This is a genomic window from Terribacillus saccharophilus, assembly GCF_046592895.1.
Taxonomy (GTDB): Bacteria; Bacillota; Bacilli; order Bacillales; family Amphibacillaceae; genus Terribacillus; species Terribacillus saccharophilus_D.
The window spans coordinates 756459-774317 of the sequence record NZ_JAWVPU010000002.1 but is presented as its reverse complement, the minus strand read 5'-3'; the positions used below and the strand labels follow the sequence as shown (position 1 = coordinate 774317).

The window sequence follows — 17859 nt, the reverse complement described above, 5'->3', positions numbered from 1 at the left end:
AGGATTTGAATTTGCTGCAAAAGCATACGTGTAAAAATGGATTGAAAGTTGTAGTGGAAAATATGCCGTCCGTACGATCCGTAACGATCGGCATTTGGATTTTGACAGGCTCAAGGAATGAAGAAGAGCAGAATAATGGGCTATCCCATTTCTTGGAGCATATGTTTTTCAAAGGGACCAAGAAACGTTCGGCCAAAGAACTGGCAGAAGCTTTCGATGCCATCGGCGGCATGGTCAATGCGTTCACTTCCAAGGAATATACATGCTATTACGCCAAAGTGCTTGATACGCATAAAGAATTTGCTTTGGAAGTATTGGCGGATATGTTCTTTGAATCACAATTCGCCCAGGAAGAAATCGAGAAAGAACAGAAAGTCGTCTTGGAAGAAATCAAGATGGCAGAAGATACGCCGGATGATATCATTCATGACTGGCTGGCTGAAGCTGCTTACGGTAAGCATCCGCTAGGGCTGCCGATTCTCGGTACGGAAAATACGCTCATGAGTTTTACTAGTGAGTCAGTAAGAAAGTATAAAGAAACGCATTATGTGCCGGAGAAGATGGTCGTTTCCGTTGCTGGTAATGTGGATGAAACCTTTATCAGGACAGTGGAAGGCCATTTCGGAACGTTCCAAGCGGAATCAGCACATCGTGCGCTTGTAATGCCATCATTCCAACCACAGGTGATAAGCAGGTCCAAAGAAACAGAGCAAGCGCATTTGGCTATCGGATATGAAGGGTTGAAGTTGGATGACCCATCAAGCTATCCTTTAATGGTTGTGAACAATGTCTTGGGCGGCAGCATGAGCTCCAGGCTGTTTCAGGATGTCAGGGAAGAAAAGGGCTTGGCTTATTCCGTGTTTTCCTATCATAGTACGTATATGGACAGCGGTATGCTTACCATTTATGCGGGAACAGGCAAAGAACAGCTCGATGAACTGCAGGGAACGATCCAGCAGACGCTTGATAAGTTGAAGGCAGATGGCATCACAGCCAAAGAACTGCATAACACGAAAGAACAGCTAAAAGGCAACTATATGCTTGGCCTGGAAAGTACGAACAGCAGGATGAGCCGAAATGGACGGAATGAACTGCTGCTTGGCAAGCACCCATCCTTGAACGAGTTGATCGAGAAAATCGATCGAGTATCGATGGATGATGTGGATGCAGTCATTCACGAAATTTTCGGCAAAGAACAAGCAACAGCGATTGTTGCACCGAAATAAAAAAGGAGCTGAACTGCTTTGCGTTTCAAGGACATAGGTGATAAAGAGATCATTGATGTGAATAATGGCGAACGTTTAGGTGTGCTTGGACAGACGGATATCGAGTTCAACCCTGTCACAGGAAAGATCGATGCCTTCCTAATACCGAATTATAAGTGGTTCGGGTTGCGCAAAGAAAGCAGTGAACACCGCATTGCCTGGGAGGAAATCCAGACGATCGGGAAACATATGATACTTATAAATACGTAAGAAGCTGCTGACAAAAGTCTGTTAGCACTAAAAAACTCCAATCATTACCGCGAAGCAACGTTGGTATTGATTGGGGTTTTTTTGCTTTGTCAAAGAGCAGTCAGTGTCTGTCTTATGCTCCGAAAATACACGCCGGTTTCCGGTAGGTGGCTGGTGAGCCTTTGAAGTGTAAGTTGAGACCAAGTGAGCTCCCTAATGGCAAGCTCATTCCTGCTTGGGGGAAGTAGTGTGAACGGTATTGTCTAATCTTTAGCCATAATCACATTGTTTTATGTCCCGGCTATTTTGTATCCGCATGATGCCCCGATTCAATCACTTCTGCCGGTAATCCTCATATGATAACTGGAAAGCAACTTTTCTAAAAGGAAAATCGAAAATACGCTGCAGAGCGAGGTGAGAGTTTGACCACTGAATTGACGATCGCTGTCCTCGGCGGTGATGCCCGCTACCTGGAGATGATTCGCAGCTTGCAATGCAGTGCGAATGCATCTGTATTTGCTGTGGGCTTCGAACAAATCAGCCAAGGATTCACTGGCGGTATTCAACGGGAATTGGAAGACCTTGATCCCAAAAGTCTGGATGCAGTCATCCTTCCGATACCAGGAGTAGGTTCTGATGGACAGATCGAGACAGTATTTTCCGATAAGAATATTCAGCTGTCAGAAAGCTGGATGGATGATCTGCCACAGGATTGTGTCATTTTCACAGGAATAACAAATGATTATCTGACGGATTTATGCAAAAAACGTAAGCTGCGCCTTGTGTCTTTATTCGATAGGGATGATGTTGCAATCTACAATAGCATCCCCACAGCAGAAGGCGCCATCATGACGGCCATCAAGCATACCGATTTCACCATACACGGTTCCAAGGTTGTGGTGCTTGGATTCGGCCGCGTCGGTACGAGTGTGGCAAGCAAATTCGACGCACTTGGTGCCAAAGTCCATGCAGGATCGATCCATGATGCTGATATAGCACGGATAAGCGAGATGGGGATGCATGCATTTTTCCTCGATCGCCTTCCGGAAGTGATCAAGGACAGTGATATCTTGATCAATACAATTCCAGCCCTTGTTGTAAAAAAGGCCATAATCGAGCAGCTTCCAACAAAGACGCTGATCATCGACTTGGCTTCCAAACCGGGCGGAGTGAATTTCGAGTATGCCAAAAAACGAGGCATCCAGGCGATTCATGCATTGGGCCTGCCAGGCATCGTCGCTCCAAAAACGGCCGGAAATATATTGTCGGTCGTCATCAAACAGATCTTAACAAACAGCTGAAGGAGGAATAGTATATGAGTTTAGCAGGAAAACGGATCGGTTTCGGCATCACGGGTTCTCATTGTACGTACAGCGAGATATTCCCGCAGATCGAACAGCTTGTGAAACTTGGAGCGGAAGTGGTACCTGTTGTCAGCAATACCGTTCAATTCACCGACACATACTTCGGCGATGCCAAAGATCATCTGCAAAAAATCAGTGAGTTGACCAACACGAAAATCATCCGCACCATACCCGAAGCAGAGCCGCTGGGACCGCGCGAACCGCTGGATTGCATGGTCGTTGCGCCATTGACAGGAAACAGCATGTCAAAGCTTGCCAATGCACTGACCGACAGTCCCGTCCTGATGGCGGTGAAAGCGACTTTGCGGAATGAGAAACCTATCGTGCTCGGCATCAGTACAAACGATGCCCTTGGGCTCAATGGTGTCAACTTGATGCGGCTGATGGCTGCAAAATACATGTATTTCATCCCATTCGGGCAAGATGATCCATTCAAAAAACCGAATTCCCTCGTAGCCGATATGACAAAGCTCCCAGAGACGATCGAAGCCGCATTGCAGTATAAGCAGCTGCAGCCGGTAATCGTCCAACGTTTTTCCTAAACTCCTCAAACGATAACCTATCACAGAAAAATTATGATAGAATAGTGCTAGCGTTAAATCCAAGCTAGTGCAACAACTATATAAACGTATCCATTCAGATAGACAGAGGAGAGGGTTTTTCATGACACAGCAAGGTTATCATATCGCAGTAGTAGGCGCGACGGGCGCTGTTGGGCAAAAGATGCTTGAAACTCTTGCAGAGCGCGATTTTCCGATCGGCGAGCTATCCTTATTATCCTCCAGCAGATCCGCTGGACAGCAAATAGATTTCAAAGGTAAGAGCTATACTGTACAAGAAGCAAAACCGGAAAGCTTCGAAGGTGTCGACATCGCCCTGTTTTCTGCCGGCGGTTCCGTTTCCAAAGCATTGGCACCCGAAGCAGTTAAACGCGGCGCGGTAGTTGTCGATAACACGAGTGCTTACCGTATGGATCCGGAAGTACCGCTTGTTGTTCCGGAAGTGAACGAAGAAGATCTGAAAAAGCATAAAGGCATCATCGCGAATCCGAACTGCTCGACCATCCAGATGGTTGCGGCATTGGAGCCGCTTAAAGCTGCTTACGGTCTTTCCCGTATCATCGTTTCAACTTACCAAGCTGTATCCGGTGCCGGAGCAGTGGCAATTGATGAATTGAAAAACCAAGCACAGCAATTCCTGAATGGAGAGGACATGGAAGCAAACGTCCTTCCAGTCAAAGGAGATAAAAAACATTATCCGGTCGCATTCAATGCATTACCGCAAATCGATGTATTCCAGGATAATGGCTTCACATATGAAGAAATGAAAATGATCAACGAAACGAAAAAAATCATGCACGCAGAAGACCTTCATGTGTCGGCTACTTGTGTACGATTGCCGGTATTCACCTCCCATGCAGAAAGTGTGTATGTCGAGCTTGGCCAAAGCGGATTGACTGTCAAGGAGATCCAAGACAAATTGGCAGCCGGGGAAGGAATCGTGCTGGAAGATGATCCAAGCACACAAACTTATCCGACGCCGCTTTCTGCCGCTGGCAAGAAGGAAGTATTCGTAGGCAGAGTGCGCAAGGATCCAGATCATGACAACGGATTCCACATGTGGATCGTATCCGATAACCTTTTGAAAGGTGCAGCTTGGAATAGTGTCCAAATCGCGGAACGCTTGATCCAGCATAACTTGCTTACAGTCTGAGGTGTAAATATGAAAGTGTTAGTACAGAAATTCGGCGGTACTTCTGTGAGGGATAATCAAGCAGAAGCCATCCAGCATATCGAAGCAGCCCTTCAGGACGGGAATAAGGTCGTGGTTGTCGTATCGGCGATCGGGAGATATCCAGATCCATACGCAACCGACTCCTTGCTTGGGCTGATCGGTGTACCAGGTGAGACGTATATATCCAAACGGGAGAAGGACTTGCTGCTTTCCTGCGGCGAGCTCATCTCCTCTGTCGTCTTTTCCAATGCGCTCAATGCAAAAGGCATCCGGGCAGCTGCATTGACCGGGGCACAAGCTGGTTTTATCACAAATGAGGAATTCACGTCTGCGAAAATCAAAGAAATGCGGGTCGAGCGCATTTGGGAAGAACTCAAGGCGCATGATGTCATCGTCGTAGCTGGTTTTCAAGGCATGACGGAAGACGGGGAGATCACGACGATCGGCCGCGGCGGGAGTGATACATCTGCTGCTGCTCTCGGAGCTGCTTTACAAGCGGAATATGTCGATATTTTCACGGATGTGGAAGGAATCATGACAGCCGATCCCCGTGTTGTCGAAGAGGCTCGTATGCTTGACGTAGTCACATATACAGAAATCTGCAATCTTGCATACCAGGGAGCAAAAGTCGTCCATCCGCGGGCTGTGGAAATCGCCATGCAAGCAAAAGTGCCGATGCGCGTACGGTCGACGAATTCACTTTCCGAAGGGACGCTGGTCACTTCGTCCCGGGATGATTCTGCCGGCAAAGATATACCAGATCGATTGATTACAGGTATTGCCCATCTTGCGGGGATTTCCCAAATAAAGATCGAAATCGACACGGATGCTTATAAAACACAGTCCCGTGTTTTCAAAGCGATGGCCGAAGCCAATATCTCGGTTGACTTTATCAATATTTCGCCAAATGGTGTCGTTTACACAATTGCAGCCGAACAGGTCATGCTGGCACAGGATATCCTCCGTAAACTTGGCGTGGAGCCGGAAGTGATCAATAATTGTGCGAAAGTATCCCTTGTTGGTGCAGGTATGACAGGAATTCCTGGTGTGACGGCAAAAATTGTCCAAACATTGACGGATAATGAAATCGATATCCTGCAATCTGCGGATAGTCACACTACTATTTGGGTATTGATCAATGAAAAAGATCTAGTAGCAGCAGTGAACGCGCTTCATGCGACATTCGAGCTGAGTTAAACGATAATTGTTGAGTGTAGAGGAGTTTTCAGATGAAATTCGGTAAAATTATTACAGCGATGGTAACCCCATTCGATGGTCAGGGACAAATTGATTATGAAGCAACTACCCGTTTACTCGATTATTTGATCGATAATGGGACGGATGCCGTAGTCGTAGCTGGTACGACAGGAGAGTCACCAACGCTTTCCCATGATGAAAAGCTGGCATTGTTCCGGCACGTCGTGAAGACAGCTGGAGGGCGGATTCCGATTATCGCTGGAACCGGAAGCAATGACACGCAAGCTAGCATCGAACTGACAAAAGAAGCAGAAGAAATCGGCGTGGATGCAGCCCTGATCGTAGCGCCTTACTACAACAAACCGAATCAGCGTGGATTATATGCGCACTTCGAAGCGGTTGCCAATAGCACGAAGCTTCCAATCATGCTCTATAACATTCCAGGGCGCTCAGTCGTCAAAATTGAAGCAGAAACGGTAATAGAGCTTTCGAAGATTCCGAATATCGTTTCTGTGAAGGATTCGACTGGGGATTTGAGCAGCATGACGAAGGTCATTGCTGGAACTGCGGACGATTTCAGCTTATACAGCGGGGATGATGATTTGACGCTTCCGGTTGCAGCCATCGGCGGTGATGGTATCGTATCGGTTTCTTCCCATGTCATCGGAAATGAGATGCAGAACATGCTCAAAGCATATGAAAATGGAAATATCTCAGAAGCTTCCCGCATCCATCAGCAAATCCTGCCGGTGATGGAAGGAATGTTCCAAGCACCAAGTCCGACACCTGTCAAAGAAGCATTGAATCAAAGAGGTGTCGCAGTGGGCGGTGTCCGTTTGCCGCTTGTTGAACTGACAGAAGCAGAAAAAGAAAATATCAGCAAGCTATTGAAATGATATTCGCAAGAAGCAGGAGGGTTCCTTCTGCTTCTTTGTTTATGTATGCCGTGCGGGACACTGTCCATACTAAAAGCAAGTATGGAAAGGAGTTAGGCACATGGCAAAAGAACAAAATGATAACCAAGAAAATGAAAACGAAGAATCCGGCGGCAAGTCGATACTCGAAAAGATCCAGCAGCTCGGACAGACTTCGGTTGCCCAAGCACCAGACTCTCGCGTACATGTACTATCCATCATCGGCCAAATAGAAGGACATATGCAGCTGCCGCCGCAAAACAAAACAACCAAGTATGAGCATGTGATCCCGCAATTGATCGCAATCGAACAAAATCCCAAGATCGAAGGATTGATCGTATTGATGAATACGGTCGGCGGCGATGTCGAAGCGGGTCTTGCGCTTTCGGAAATGATTGCATCCTTATCCAAACCGTCTGTATCCATCGTCCTTGGAGGCGGACACAGCATCGGCGCCCCAATTGCTGTCAGCACGGATTACAGCTTCATCGTTCCGACTGCGACAATGACGATCCACCCGATCCGTCTGACGGGGCTGGTCATCGGGGTACCGCAAACATTTGAATACTTAGATAAGATGCAGGATCGGGTCATCAGCTTTGTAACGTCCCATTCCTCGATCACAGAAGACAAGTTCAAAGAGCTTATGTTTGCCAAAGGAAATCTAACCCGTGATATCGGGACGAATGTTGTCGGAACGGATGCAGTATCTTACGGACTGATCCATGAAGTCGGAGGAGTCCAGCATGCGATGAAAAAGCTGAATGAATTGATGGAGCAGCGCAAAGCAACTTTGAACGGGGAATTGCAATGATTTTGTACACACCGCTTGCAGCAGAAGATATTTTCCCTGTGGAGACAGAACAATTCCAGTCACATCAAATCATGCAGTACAACGGTAAAACGGTTCAAGCAGAGCATATGGGAAATGGGATGTATCGTGTCCACCAGTTAATGTCGACAGATCCTGCCGATTTTCTTGATGAAAGCTGCGCACCAGGAAAATTGTTTTCTTTATAAAATGAATACGTACGTTCGTCTTTTTGTTTGCTATGTTATACTGAATGCAGATGGCAAATCGACGTGCGATTTTGAAAACCCTTGTCGGCTGGCAGGGGTTTTCTTCACATCTAAAGAAGTACATAAGCAATGCAAAACAAGGAGATTCGCTACAATGGCTAAACGAAAAACAAAAAAACGACAAACCAAGTTCAAACAAGTGATGAGCTTTGAAGTGATTGGACTTTTATTAGTATTTCTTGCTGTATTCGGCAGCGGAGCAGGAGCGATAAGTGATGGAGCGATACCGAATGCATTGGAGCATTTGTTCCGCTTCTTCTTCGGAAGCTGGTATTTCCTGCTTGCGATTTTCATGGGCGGCGTCGGCATCTACTTGATGGCCAGATGCAAGAAACCGAATCTATTTCACAAAAGACTGATTGGGATGTATTTAATAACAGCCGGCATCCTCCTGTTCACCCATATTCACGCATTCGAGGACAAGCTGTCTCAAGTGGAGCAGCCATCGATCATCAAGACGAGCTGGAACTACTATTTGGCTTATATCCAAGATACGATCAATCCGGCCGCATTGGGCGGAGGGATGGTCGGGGCAGTCCTTTTCGCTTTGAGCTATTATTTACTTTCTGCAACTGGGGCAAAGATCATAGCCTTCTTCCTTGTGGTGATCGGGATAATGATACTAAGCAATACTTCCCTTTCTTCTGTTGTCCAAAAGCTGGTCGCAATGGTGAGAAAAGGAGCAAGTGCATCTTCTGATAAATTGAAAGATAAGCTATCGGAAAACAAACAGCGTAAACGGACGGAACGATCGGGAAGAAAACAAAAACCGAAGCCGGTCCAAGCCAAAAAAGAGGAAGCGGCAGAAGCAGAAACGGAATCCATTTACGAGGAACCAATCATCCAGGATTTCACGAATATTGCCTATGCAGAACCTGAACCAGAACCTGAAATCATCGAACCCAAACAAGAGGCTCCCTTAAAGACGGAAGAAGAGGCAACTGATGAAAAAGAAGCCTTGCCTGCGTCGGAGCTTGAAAACAGGGACTATCAGCTGCCGAGCATCACTTTGCTGAAGCAGCCGAAGAAAAACAGCCAAAAGCAGGAACGCTCACAAATTCAAGCTGTTGCACGGAAGCTGGAACAAACATTCCAAAGCTTCGGCGTCAAAGCGAAAGTGAGCAAGGTGCATGTCGGTCCAGCCGTGACAAAATATGAAGTATATCCCGATACCGGTGTGAAAGTCAGTAAGATCGTCAATCTTCACGATGATCTTGCGCTCGCACTTGCGGCGAAAGATATCCGCATCGAAGCACCGATACCAGGCAAGTCTGCAGTGGGTATCGAAGTTCCCAATAAAGAAGTAGCGAGTGTTTCGCTGCGGGAGGTGCTTGATAACAGCCAGATGAAAAATGGTTCCAAGCTGAGTTTTGCTTTGGGCCGTGATATTTCGGGCGAATCAATCGTCGCAGAACTGAACAAGATGCCGCATTTGCTTGTCGCTGGTGCGACCGGGAGCGGTAAGAGTGTATGTATCAACGGTATCATTACAAGTATCTTGATGCGTGCGAAGCCGCATGAAGTGAAGATGATGATGATCGACCCGAAAAAAGTGGAGCTTAATGTTTACAATGGTATACCGCATTTGCTCACTCCTGTCGTGACAGATCCGAAAAAAGCTTCCAGGGCTTTGAAGAAGGTTGTTGCTGAAATGGAGCGCAGATATGATTTGTTCTCCGATTCCGGTACAAGGAATATCGAAGGCTACAATGCTTATATCCAAAAGCAGAATGAACAAAATGATGAAGAACAGCCATTCCTGCCATTCATTGTCGTGCTTGTCGATGAGCTTGCTGACTTGATGATGGTCGCATCCAGCGAAGTGGAGGATGCCATCACGAGACTTGCGCAAATGGCCCGTGCGGCAGGTATTCATTTGATCATCGCCACACAGCGTCCGTCAGTCGATGTCATTACTGGTGTCATCAAGGCAAATATACCATCACGGATTGCCTTCAGTGTGAGCTCCCAAATCGATTCCCGGACGATCCTGGACAGCGGCGGAGCGGAAAAACTGCTTGGCCGGGGTGATATGTTATTCATTCCGGTAGGTTCATCCAAGCCGACGCGTATCCAGGGTGCTTTCCTTTCGGATGATGAAGTGGAGAATATCGTGAATCACTGCATCGAGCAGCAAAAAGCACAATATCAGACAGACATGATCCCGGATGAAGAACAAGATGTGCAGACCGAAGTCGAAGATGACTTATACCATGATGCTGTCTTCCTGGTGACGGATATGCAAAGTGCCAGTGTTTCCATGCTGCAGCGTCGCTTCCGCATCGGCTATACAAGAGCTGCCCGCTTGATTGATGCGATGGAAGAACGCGGTGTCGTAGGACCATATGAGGGGAGCAAACCGCGACAGGTGTTAGTATCCAAGTCGGCTGAAGATAAACTTTCGTAGGACATATTTTTTGAGAAAATCACCAAAATGTAGATGAAACGACTCAAAAAAAACAGGAATATTCGTGTTTTTTGTAAAATAAGTATTTATTTTCTGTAAAAAGCATGTTATATTATGTTCGAGTGAAGCGGATTGTAGTAATTATGTCCTATTAATCTACTAATTATGTATCATGCTTCAACTTAGCTATCAATCTATATTTGGGGGTTACTATCTTGAAAATGCGTCGTTATGCAGTACTTTTAGGTTTGATCCTGGTTGTAGGCGTCGTGCTTAGCGCATGTGGATCAGGCGGCAGCTCAGAGCAAGGCGGAAGCAGCAATGGCTTCAAAACAGCAATGGTTACAGATACTGGCGGTATTGACGATAAATCATTCAACCAGTCCGCTTGGGAAGGTCTTACACAGTTCGGTAAAGACAACGACCTAAAAGAGAAAGAAGGTTATGATTACCTTCAATCTAACAGTGCATCTGATTACGCAGCAAACTTGAATCGCCTTGTGCAATCCAATACGGATTTGATCTTCGGAGTAGGTTTCAAACTTGCAGAGGACATCAGTAAAGTTGCTGATCAGAACAAAGAAACGCATTTTGCCATCATTGACTCAGTCGTAGAAAAAGATAATGTAGCGAGCATCGTTTTCGAAGAGCAGCAAGGCTCTTTCCTTGCAGGTGTAGCTGCAGCGACGAAATCCGAATCCGGTAAAATCGGCTTCGTTGGTGGAGAAGAAAGTGAATTGATCAAGAAGTTTGAAGCAGGATATGTAGCTGGTGCGAAATCAGTCAATAAGGATATCGAAGTGGATGTTCAGTATGCAGGATCCTTCGGTGCACCTGATAAAGGTAAATTGATTGCATCCAACATGTACAACTCAGGCGTGGATGTCATCTATCATTCTGCCGGCGGTACAGGTAATGGTGTATTCGCACAAGCAAAAGATTTGAAAAACAATGATCCAGAAGGAAACTACTGGGTGATCGGTGTTGACCGTGACCAGTATGATGAAGGCCAAATCGGAGACAACAACGTGACATTGACGAGCATGCTGAAAGCAGTTGATGTAGCAGTAGCCAAAGTCGCACAACAGTCCAAAGATGGCAGCTTCCCTGGTGGAGAAATCGTATCCTTCGGTTTGAAAGATGATGGAATCGGTATTGCAGAAACAAACAAAGAAGCATACACAGACGATATCAAAACAGCTGTAGACGAATGGAAGCAAAAAATCATCGATGGTGATGTGACTGCTCCTACTACGGATGACGAACTGAAAGCATATGTAGATTCTCTATAAGAAAACAGAAGGGCTAGAGTACGCACTCTAGCCCTTTATAAAAAAATCTTCAACTGAAGCGTCTTTTAATCAGACAATTCCCCGCTTCATTTGACGATTTTTTTTTGAACAGAATCAAAGAAAGTTCGTAATTCCGACAAGGAGTGTAAAATATGGAGAATTATGTAATCGAAATGCTGAACATTCGCAAAGAATTTCCCGGAATTGTCGCCAATGACAACATCACGCTTCAAGTGAAAAAAGGAGAAATCCATGCGCTGCTGGGTGAAAACGGTGCAGGAAAATCCACATTGATGAACGTCCTTTTCGGTCTTTATCAGCCGGAAAAAGGAGAAATCCGCGTCGATGGCAAGAAAGTCGAAATCAATGATCCGAATATTGCCAATAAACTCGGCATCGGAATGGTGCACCAGCACTTCATGCTGATCGACACATTCACAGTCGCACAAAATATCGTCCTTGGCAGCGAGCCGAAAAAAGGCTTGAAAATCGATATGAAAAAGGCAGTACGTGAGGTCCAGGAACTGTCCGACCGCTACGGACTGCGAGTCGATGCCACTGCGAAAATCAGTGATATCAGTGTAGGGATGCAGCAGCGGGTGGAAATCCTGAAAACTTTATACCGTGGAGCCAATGTTGTCATCCTTGATGAACCGACAGCTGTGCTGACACCACAGGAAATCAAGGAACTGATCGTCATTTTGCGGACACTGATCAAAGAAGGAAAATCCATCATTTTGATCACGCACAAATTAAAGGAAATCATGGAAGTATGCGACCGTTGTACGGTTATCAGAAAAGGGCAGGGTATCGGTACTGTGGATGTTTCCGAGACGAACCCAAATGAGCTTGCATCCTTGATGGTCGGCCGGGAAATCCGCTTTTCGACAGAAAAGACTCCTGCTGAACCGAAGGAAACGATTCTTTCGATCAATGGACTCACTGTACAGGATTCCCGCCATGTGGATATGGTGAAAGAATTGGATCTTGATATACGTGCAGGCGAAATTGTCGGAATTGCCGGAGTAGATGGAAATGGGCAAACAGAGTTAATTGAAGCAATAACCGGAATTCGCAAAAAAACAGCCGGAAAAGTACTATTGAAAAACCAAGACATCACCAATATGCCTGTTCGCGCCATCACGGAAAGCGGCGTCGGACATATACCGCAGGATCGTCACAAGCTGGGTTTGGTGCTGGATTTCTCCGTCGGGGAAAACATCGTCCTGCAGACGTATTATCAAAAACCTTATGCAAAAGGCGGCATTCTTTCTTTCAAACGGATTTTTGACAAGGCGAAAGCTTTGATTGAAGAATACGATGTGCGCACGCCTAGTCATTTGACTAAAGCTCGCGCATTATCGGGCGGGAATCAGCAAAAAGCAATCATCGGACGTGAAATAGATCGCAATCCGGATTTATTGATTGCCGCTCAGCCAACTCGCGGTCTTGATGTAGGTGCGATCGAGTTCATTCATAAGCGCTTGATCGAACAGCGTGACCAAGGGAAAGCTGTATTGCTTGTATCCTTCGAGTTAGATGAAATCCTGAATGTCAGTGATCGCATCGCTGTCATGTTCGACGGGAAGATCATTGCAACAGTCGATCCGAAAGAAACAAATGAACAGGAGCTAGGATTATTGATGGCAGGTTCGAAGATTGAGAAAGAAGGGGCGCAAAACTAATGTTTTCCAGCACAAAATTTAATTTCCTCATTCCAATCATTTCCGTTATTTTAGGTCTGGTTGCTGGTGCAATCATCATGCTTATATTCGGCTACAATCCGATCCTTGGCTACCAGGCACTATGGAATGGCGTATTTGACAGCCCGTTCTTTATGTCCGAGACAGTCAATCGTATCACACCTTATATTTTGACCGGTTTGGCAATCGCTTTTGCTTTCCGTACTGGTTTGTTCAATATCGGCGCTGAAGGCCAGGTACTTGTCGGCTGGGTCGCAGCTGTATGGGTAGGTATTAGCGTCGATGCACCTGCTTTCATCCACTTGCCGCTAGCATTGCTTGCAGCAGCGGCAGCCGGAGCGCTTTGGGCTTTCGTCCCAGGTATCCTGAAAGCGAAACTCGGCGTGCATGAGGTTATCGTCAGCATCATGATGAACTATGTAGCGCTGCACGTTACGAACTATATGATCCGTTCTGTTCTCACAGAAAATCAGGAAACCACGGAGCCAGTCAAACAGTCTGCATCCTTGACCAATGATTTTCTGATCGGCTTGACCGGATCACGTTTACATCTTGGTTTCATCGTTGCATTATTGATGGTTGTCGTGATGTGGGTCATCCTGGAACGCACGAAGCTTGGCTTCGAGCTGAAAGCTGTCGGTTTCAACCAGCATGCATCCAACTATGCCGGAATGAAAGTCGAAAGAAATATCGTTGTTTCCATGCTGATTTCCGGTCTGTTCGCAGGTCTTGCGGGCGCGATGCAGGGTCTTGGAAGCTTTGGCCATGCTTTTACGAATACAGCATTCTCTAACCTCGGTTTTGATGGAATCGCAGTAGCGCTCCTCGGCGGAAACAACCCGTTCGGCGTCGTGCTGTCAGCCAGTCTTTTCGGATTCTTGAAAGTGGGCTCGCTCAATATGTCCACAGCTGGCGTGCCGAATGAGATCATCGAAATCGTCATTGCATTGATCATTCTATTTGTTGCTTCCGGCTTCATCATTCGCTGGGCACTGCTGCAATTGAAAAAAGGGGAGAAAAAATAAAATGCTGGATATTCTTTATTCCATTATTCCGCAAACACTGTTCTTTGCCGCTCCTCTAATTTTCACCGCTCTAGGCGGTGTCTATAGTGAGCGTTCGGGTGTCGTCAATATCGGTTTGGAAGGATTGATGGTCATCGGGGCTTTCTCCTCGGTAACTTTCAACTTGATGTATGCCGATCAATTGGATACAGCCACGCCATGGATTGCATTGCTCGTTGCCATGGTTGCGGGTATGCTGTTTTCGTTGATACACGCCGTTGCTACGATTACATTCCGTGCCGACCAGACAGTCACAGGGGTGGCAATCAACATGCTCGCACTTGGTTTTGGGGTTTTCATGATCAAACAGATTTTCGGGAAAGGCCAGACTGATTTCATCGCGCAACCGATTTATACGAAAGATGTACCATTCTTGGTTGATATCCCGGTGATTGGCAATATGTTTTTCAATAATATGTATATCACGTCTTACATCGCCATTGCACTGTCGTTCGTTGCATGGTACGTACTATATAAAACGCCATTTGGTTTGCGGATCCGTGCCGTCGGGGAACATCCGATGGCAGCCGATACGAATGGTATCAAAGTATATACGACAAGATATATCGGCGTTATCATTTCCGGGGCTCTTGCCGGTCTCGGGGGTGCTGTATTCGCCATGACGATATCCTTGAACTTCTCTGTTTCCACGATTGCAGGACAAGGGTTCATGGCAATTGCGGCAGTCATCTTCGGTAAGTGGAATCCGCTTGGTGCAATGGGAGCAGCTTTGTTCTTCGGTTTTGCTCAATCATTGAGTGTTGTCGGATCCTCGATCCCATTGCTTGAAAATGTACCGCAAGTATACTTGCTGATTGCACCTTATGTGCTGACAATCCTTGCTTTGGCAGGATTCATCGGACGTTCGGTCGCACCAAAAGCAAGCGGCGTCCCATACGTAAAAGGAAGCCGCTAAGACGAAAGACCCGAAGCTCATGGAAGCTTCGGGTCTTTTTATGCAATCTGTTTCGTTTACTTCCAGTCGATTTTTCATTAATATGGTAATCATAGCGGAGATTGTCGGATATATATAAGCAAAACTAGAGAAGCTATACATAACAGAAGCCAGGGAGGTTCCACATGAAAATCGCAACTGAACAAATCATCACGGGCAAAGGTGCGACGCTGCATCTGATCCCAACGAAGAAATATAAGACAATCAGCATCGCGGTGAAGCTGCAGGCCCCGCTTGAACGTGAAACGATCACGGCAAGGGCGCTGCTTCCATATGTGCTGCAGCAGGGGACAACCAATCTGCCCGATGCTCGCGCCCTGCGCATCAAACTTGATGACTTGTATGGTGCCATACTGTCCATATCAGGTACGAAAAAAGGGGAAAAACACATCATCACACTTCGTCTTGATGTAGCAAATGAGAATTATTTGAGTGACAAAACACCATTATTCGAAAAAGCAGTTGATTTGCTGCGCGAAATTCTATTCCAGCCGAAATTGGAAAACGATGCTTTTGCCGAGTCCATTGTCACACGTGAAATTCAAACGCTGAGACAAAAGATGACAGCCTTGAAAGACGATAAGATGAGCTATGCGAATATGCGTCTGATCGATGAAATGTGCAAGGACGAAACTTACAGCCTGCATGTGCATGGCTATGAAGAAGACTTGGATCAGATGGATGGCAAAAAATTGCTTCAATCTTATGAACTGTTGCTTAAACAAGACAAGATGGATATTTACATTCTCGGAGACGTGGAGCGGGAACTTGCTGAAAAGGCAGTGCAGCCTTTCCTTGATAGGGACGTCACACCAGTCGAAGAAAAAGCGGCTTCCGAGCAGCGAACAGCTGATAAAGTCCAGGAAGTGGTGGAAAGACAAGATGTACAGCAAGCCAAGCTTCACTTAGGCTACCGGACGAATATCCGCTATAATGATTCGGATTATGCAGCACTGCAAGTATTCAACGGCTTATTCGGCGGTTTTCCAAGTTCAAAACTATTCCGCAATGTCAGGGAGAAACACAGCCTAGCTTATTACGCAGCTTCACGTTTTGAAAGCCATAAAGGTTTGTTATTTGTTTTCTCCGGCATCGATCCAAAAGATTATGAGAAAGCGAAGGAAATCATCGACGCCCAGCTTGCGTCCATGCAGGCAGCCGAATTCGAGGATAACGAAGTCGAAGAAGTGAAGGATCTGATCGTCAGCCAAATCCTCGAAACAATCGACAATCCGGCTGGTCACATCGAAACATTGTACCAGCAAGTCGTAGGGCAAAAAAATATACCAATCGAGCAAATGCTCGAGGCAATCAAACAAGTTACCAAGGACGATGTACTGCAAGTTGCGGAAAAAGTCCAGTTGGATACCGTTTATTTGCTGACGAACAAGGGAGCTGACAAGGATGCATAAGAAGCAATACGAACAATTACAGGAATCAGTATACAGTGAAACGCTGCCGAACGGTCTGAAGGTATTCCTGCAGCCAAAATCGGAAATGGCGAAAACATATGCTATCTTTTCTACGAACTACGGATCGATTGACCAGACTTTCGTCCCACTCGACGGGAAGGAAAAAATCACAGTACCAGAAGGCATCGCGCATTTTTTGGAGCACAAGCTTTTTGAAAAGGAAGATCGGGATGTATTCCAGGATTTCACGAAACAAGGTGCATCGGCGAATGCGTTCACTTCCTTCACACAGACAGCTTACTTGTTTTCTGCCACTTCCCATATTGAAGAAAACGTAACAACGCTGCTTGACTTCGTACAAGATCCATATTTCTCGGATAAGTCGGTGGAAAAGGAAAAAGGCATCATCGCCCAAGAAATCCGCATGTATGATGACCAGCCGGATTGGCGCTCATTTTTTGGCACGATCCAAAGTCTGTTCCAGTCACATCCTGTCCGTATCGATATTGCCGGTACAGTGGAATCCATCCAGGAAATCACCAAGGAAGATCTGTACACGTGCTATAACACGTTTTATCATCCATCCAATATGACATTATTCGTCACGGGTAATATCGATCATGAGAAGATAATGGATCTTATCCGTACAAATCAGGAAGAGAAAACATTCGCTCCGCCTGCGGAAATCGAGCGCTTCTTCCCGGAAGAACCGGCTACTGTAGCCGAAAAGAAAAAAATCGTACGTATGCCGGTCAGCGTGTCAAAATGCATGGTAGGCGTCAAGGAAACGACTGACTATGCTTCACCGGAAGCTTATCTTAAACAAGAACTGCTCACCGATATGATGCTGGATTATTATTTCTCCAAGAGCGGTGTCTATTACGAAGAACTCTACAAAGATGACCTGATTGATGACAGCTTCGGATTTGAGACCAGCCTGGAGAAGAACTTCGGTTTTTCCATCATCGGCGGCAATACGAAGGATCCAGACAAATTTGCAGATACAGTCAAAGGCATGCTGCAGAAAATGAAAGATCATACTGTCACGGAAGATGAAATGGAACGTATGAAGAAGAAAACGATCGGCCAGATGCTCAGAGCATTGAACAGCTTGGAGTTTGTCTCCAATCGTTTCATCCAATATCATCTTGCAGGGGTGGATTTGTTCGACATCGTGCCTGCAATCGAAAAATTGACGGCTGCTGATGCCAATGAATTCCTGAAAGAGTGGTTCAGCGAAAATCGGCTGGCAGTCTGTCAGATCTTGCCGCAAGAGGCTTGAG

The 17859-nt window shown here is 46.2% G+C and carries 16 protein-coding genes; all 16 read left to right on the top strand.

Annotated elements, in window-relative coordinates:
- The first annotated feature begins 11 nt into the window (after positions 1-11).
- The 16 genes from SFC66_RS09680 (at position 12) to yfmH (ending at position 17858) form a co-directional block, all read left to right on the top strand.
- Positions 12-1226, top strand: coding sequence for a M16 family metallopeptidase (locus SFC66_RS09680; RefSeq protein ID WP_411218734.1), 1215 nt, complete (start codon positions 12-14; stop codon positions 1224-1226).
- Positions 1227-1244: 18 nt separating this feature from the next.
- Positions 1245-1475, top strand: coding sequence for a YlmC/YmxH family sporulation protein (locus tag SFC66_RS09675; protein ID WP_411218478.1), 231 nt, complete (start codon positions 1245-1247; stop codon positions 1473-1475).
- A 401-nt stretch (positions 1476-1876) separates the two neighbouring features.
- Positions 1877-2755 (top strand): dipicolinic acid synthetase subunit A, encoded by an 879-nt coding sequence (dpaA, locus tag SFC66_RS09670; protein ID WP_411218477.1) that lies wholly within the window; start codon positions 1877-1879, stop codon positions 2753-2755.
- 14 nt (positions 2756-2769) lie between these two features.
- On the top strand, positions 2770-3360 hold the full coding sequence (dpaB, locus tag SFC66_RS09665; RefSeq protein WP_411218476.1) for a dipicolinate synthase subunit B: 591 nt from the start codon (positions 2770-2772) through the stop codon (positions 3358-3360).
- A 121-nt stretch (positions 3361-3481) separates the two neighbouring features.
- On the top strand, positions 3482-4531 hold the full coding sequence (locus SFC66_RS09660) for an aspartate-semialdehyde dehydrogenase (protein WP_411218475.1): 1050 nt from the start codon (positions 3482-3484) through the stop codon (positions 4529-4531).
- 9 nt (positions 4532-4540) lie between these two features.
- Positions 4541-5749 carry an aspartate kinase gene (dapG, locus tag SFC66_RS09655; protein WP_411218474.1) on the top strand — a complete coding sequence of 403 codons (1209 nt, stop codon included), beginning with the start codon at positions 4541-4543 and terminating at the stop codon, positions 5747-5749.
- A gap of 32 nt (positions 5750-5781) precedes the next feature.
- Positions 5782-6645 (top strand): 4-hydroxy-tetrahydrodipicolinate synthase, encoded by an 864-nt coding sequence (gene dapA, locus SFC66_RS09650; RefSeq protein WP_411218473.1) that lies wholly within the window; start codon positions 5782-5784, stop codon positions 6643-6645.
- A gap of 100 nt (positions 6646-6745) precedes the next feature.
- The gene (locus SFC66_RS09645; protein WP_411218472.1) at positions 6746-7477 is read left to right on the top strand and encodes a ClpP family protease; all 732 of its coding nucleotides are present in this window, start codon (positions 6746-6748) and stop codon (positions 7475-7477) included.
- Positions 7474-7683, top strand: coding sequence for a YlzJ-like family protein (locus SFC66_RS09640; RefSeq protein ID WP_411218471.1), 210 nt, complete (start codon positions 7474-7476; stop codon positions 7681-7683). The genes SFC66_RS09645 and SFC66_RS09640 overlap by 4 nt, the downstream gene beginning before the upstream one ends.
- A 154-nt stretch (positions 7684-7837) precedes the next feature.
- Entirely contained in the window at positions 7838-10150 is a 2313-nt protein-coding gene (locus SFC66_RS09635; protein WP_411218470.1) for an FtsK/SpoIIIE family DNA translocase, read from the top strand.
- Between the two features lie 215 nt (positions 10151-10365).
- Complete coding sequence (locus SFC66_RS09630) at positions 10366-11442, top strand: BMP family lipoprotein (protein ID WP_411218469.1); 1077 nt, start codon at positions 10366-10368, stop codon at positions 11440-11442.
- 152 nt (positions 11443-11594) lie between these two features.
- Complete coding sequence (locus tag SFC66_RS09625; RefSeq protein ID WP_411218468.1) at positions 11595-13127, top strand: ABC transporter ATP-binding protein; 1533 nt, start codon at positions 11595-11597, stop codon at positions 13125-13127.
- On the top strand, positions 13127-14170 hold the full coding sequence (locus SFC66_RS09620; protein ID WP_411218467.1) for an ABC transporter permease: 1044 nt from the start codon (positions 13127-13129) through the stop codon (positions 14168-14170). The genes SFC66_RS09625 and SFC66_RS09620 overlap by 1 nt, the downstream gene beginning before the upstream one ends.
- A 1-nt stretch (position 14171) precedes the next feature.
- Positions 14172-15125 carry an ABC transporter permease gene (locus SFC66_RS09615; RefSeq protein WP_411218466.1) on the top strand — a complete coding sequence of 318 codons (954 nt, stop codon included), beginning with the start codon at positions 14172-14174 and terminating at the stop codon, positions 15123-15125.
- Positions 15126-15289: 164 nt separating this feature from the next.
- Entirely contained in the window at positions 15290-16576 is a 1287-nt protein-coding gene (gene yfmF, locus SFC66_RS09610; RefSeq protein ID WP_411218465.1) for an EF-P 5-aminopentanol modification-associated protein YfmF, read from the top strand.
- Positions 16569-17858: an EF-P 5-aminopentanol modification-associated protein YfmH gene (yfmH, locus tag SFC66_RS09605; RefSeq protein WP_411218464.1), complete on the top strand. Its 1290-nt coding sequence runs from the start codon at positions 16569-16571 to the stop codon at positions 17856-17858. The genes yfmF and yfmH overlap by 8 nt, the downstream gene beginning before the upstream one ends.
- Position 17859: the final 1 nt, after the last annotated feature.

What these genes read in the sequence shown, in the direction of transcription:
- dapA (WP_411218473.1), top strand. Translation starts at nt 5,782, where the DNA reads ATGAAATTCGGTAAAATTATTACAGCGATGGTAACCCCATTCGATGGT.
- SFC66_RS09615 (WP_411218466.1), top strand. Translation starts at nt 14,172, where the DNA reads ATGCTGGATATTCTTTATTCCATTATTCCGCAAACACTGTTCTTTGCC.
- SFC66_RS09645 (WP_411218472.1), top strand. Translation starts at nt 6,746, where the DNA reads ATGGCAAAAGAACAAAATGATAACCAAGAAAATGAAAACGAAGAATCC.
- SFC66_RS09660 (WP_411218475.1), top strand. Translation starts at nt 3,482, where the DNA reads ATGACACAGCAAGGTTATCATATCGCAGTAGTAGGCGCGACGGGCGCT.
- dapG (WP_411218474.1), top strand. Translation starts at nt 4,541, where the DNA reads ATGAAAGTGTTAGTACAGAAATTCGGCGGTACTTCTGTGAGGGATAAT.
- yfmH (WP_411218464.1), top strand. Translation starts at nt 16,569, where the DNA reads ATGCATAAGAAGCAATACGAACAATTACAGGAATCAGTATACAGTGAA.
- SFC66_RS09640 (WP_411218471.1), top strand. Translation starts at nt 7,474, where the DNA reads ATGATTTTGTACACACCGCTTGCAGCAGAAGATATTTTCCCTGTGGAG.
- yfmF (WP_411218465.1), top strand. Translation starts at nt 15,290, where the DNA reads ATGAAAATCGCAACTGAACAAATCATCACGGGCAAAGGTGCGACGCTG.
- SFC66_RS09635 (WP_411218470.1), top strand. Translation starts at nt 7,838, where the DNA reads ATGGCTAAACGAAAAACAAAAAAACGACAAACCAAGTTCAAACAAGTG.
- SFC66_RS09625 (WP_411218468.1), top strand. Translation starts at nt 11,595, where the DNA reads ATGGAGAATTATGTAATCGAAATGCTGAACATTCGCAAAGAATTTCCC.
- dpaB (WP_411218476.1), top strand. Translation starts at nt 2,770, where the DNA reads ATGAGTTTAGCAGGAAAACGGATCGGTTTCGGCATCACGGGTTCTCAT.
- SFC66_RS09620 (WP_411218467.1), top strand. Translation starts at nt 13,127, where the DNA reads ATGTTTTCCAGCACAAAATTTAATTTCCTCATTCCAATCATTTCCGTT.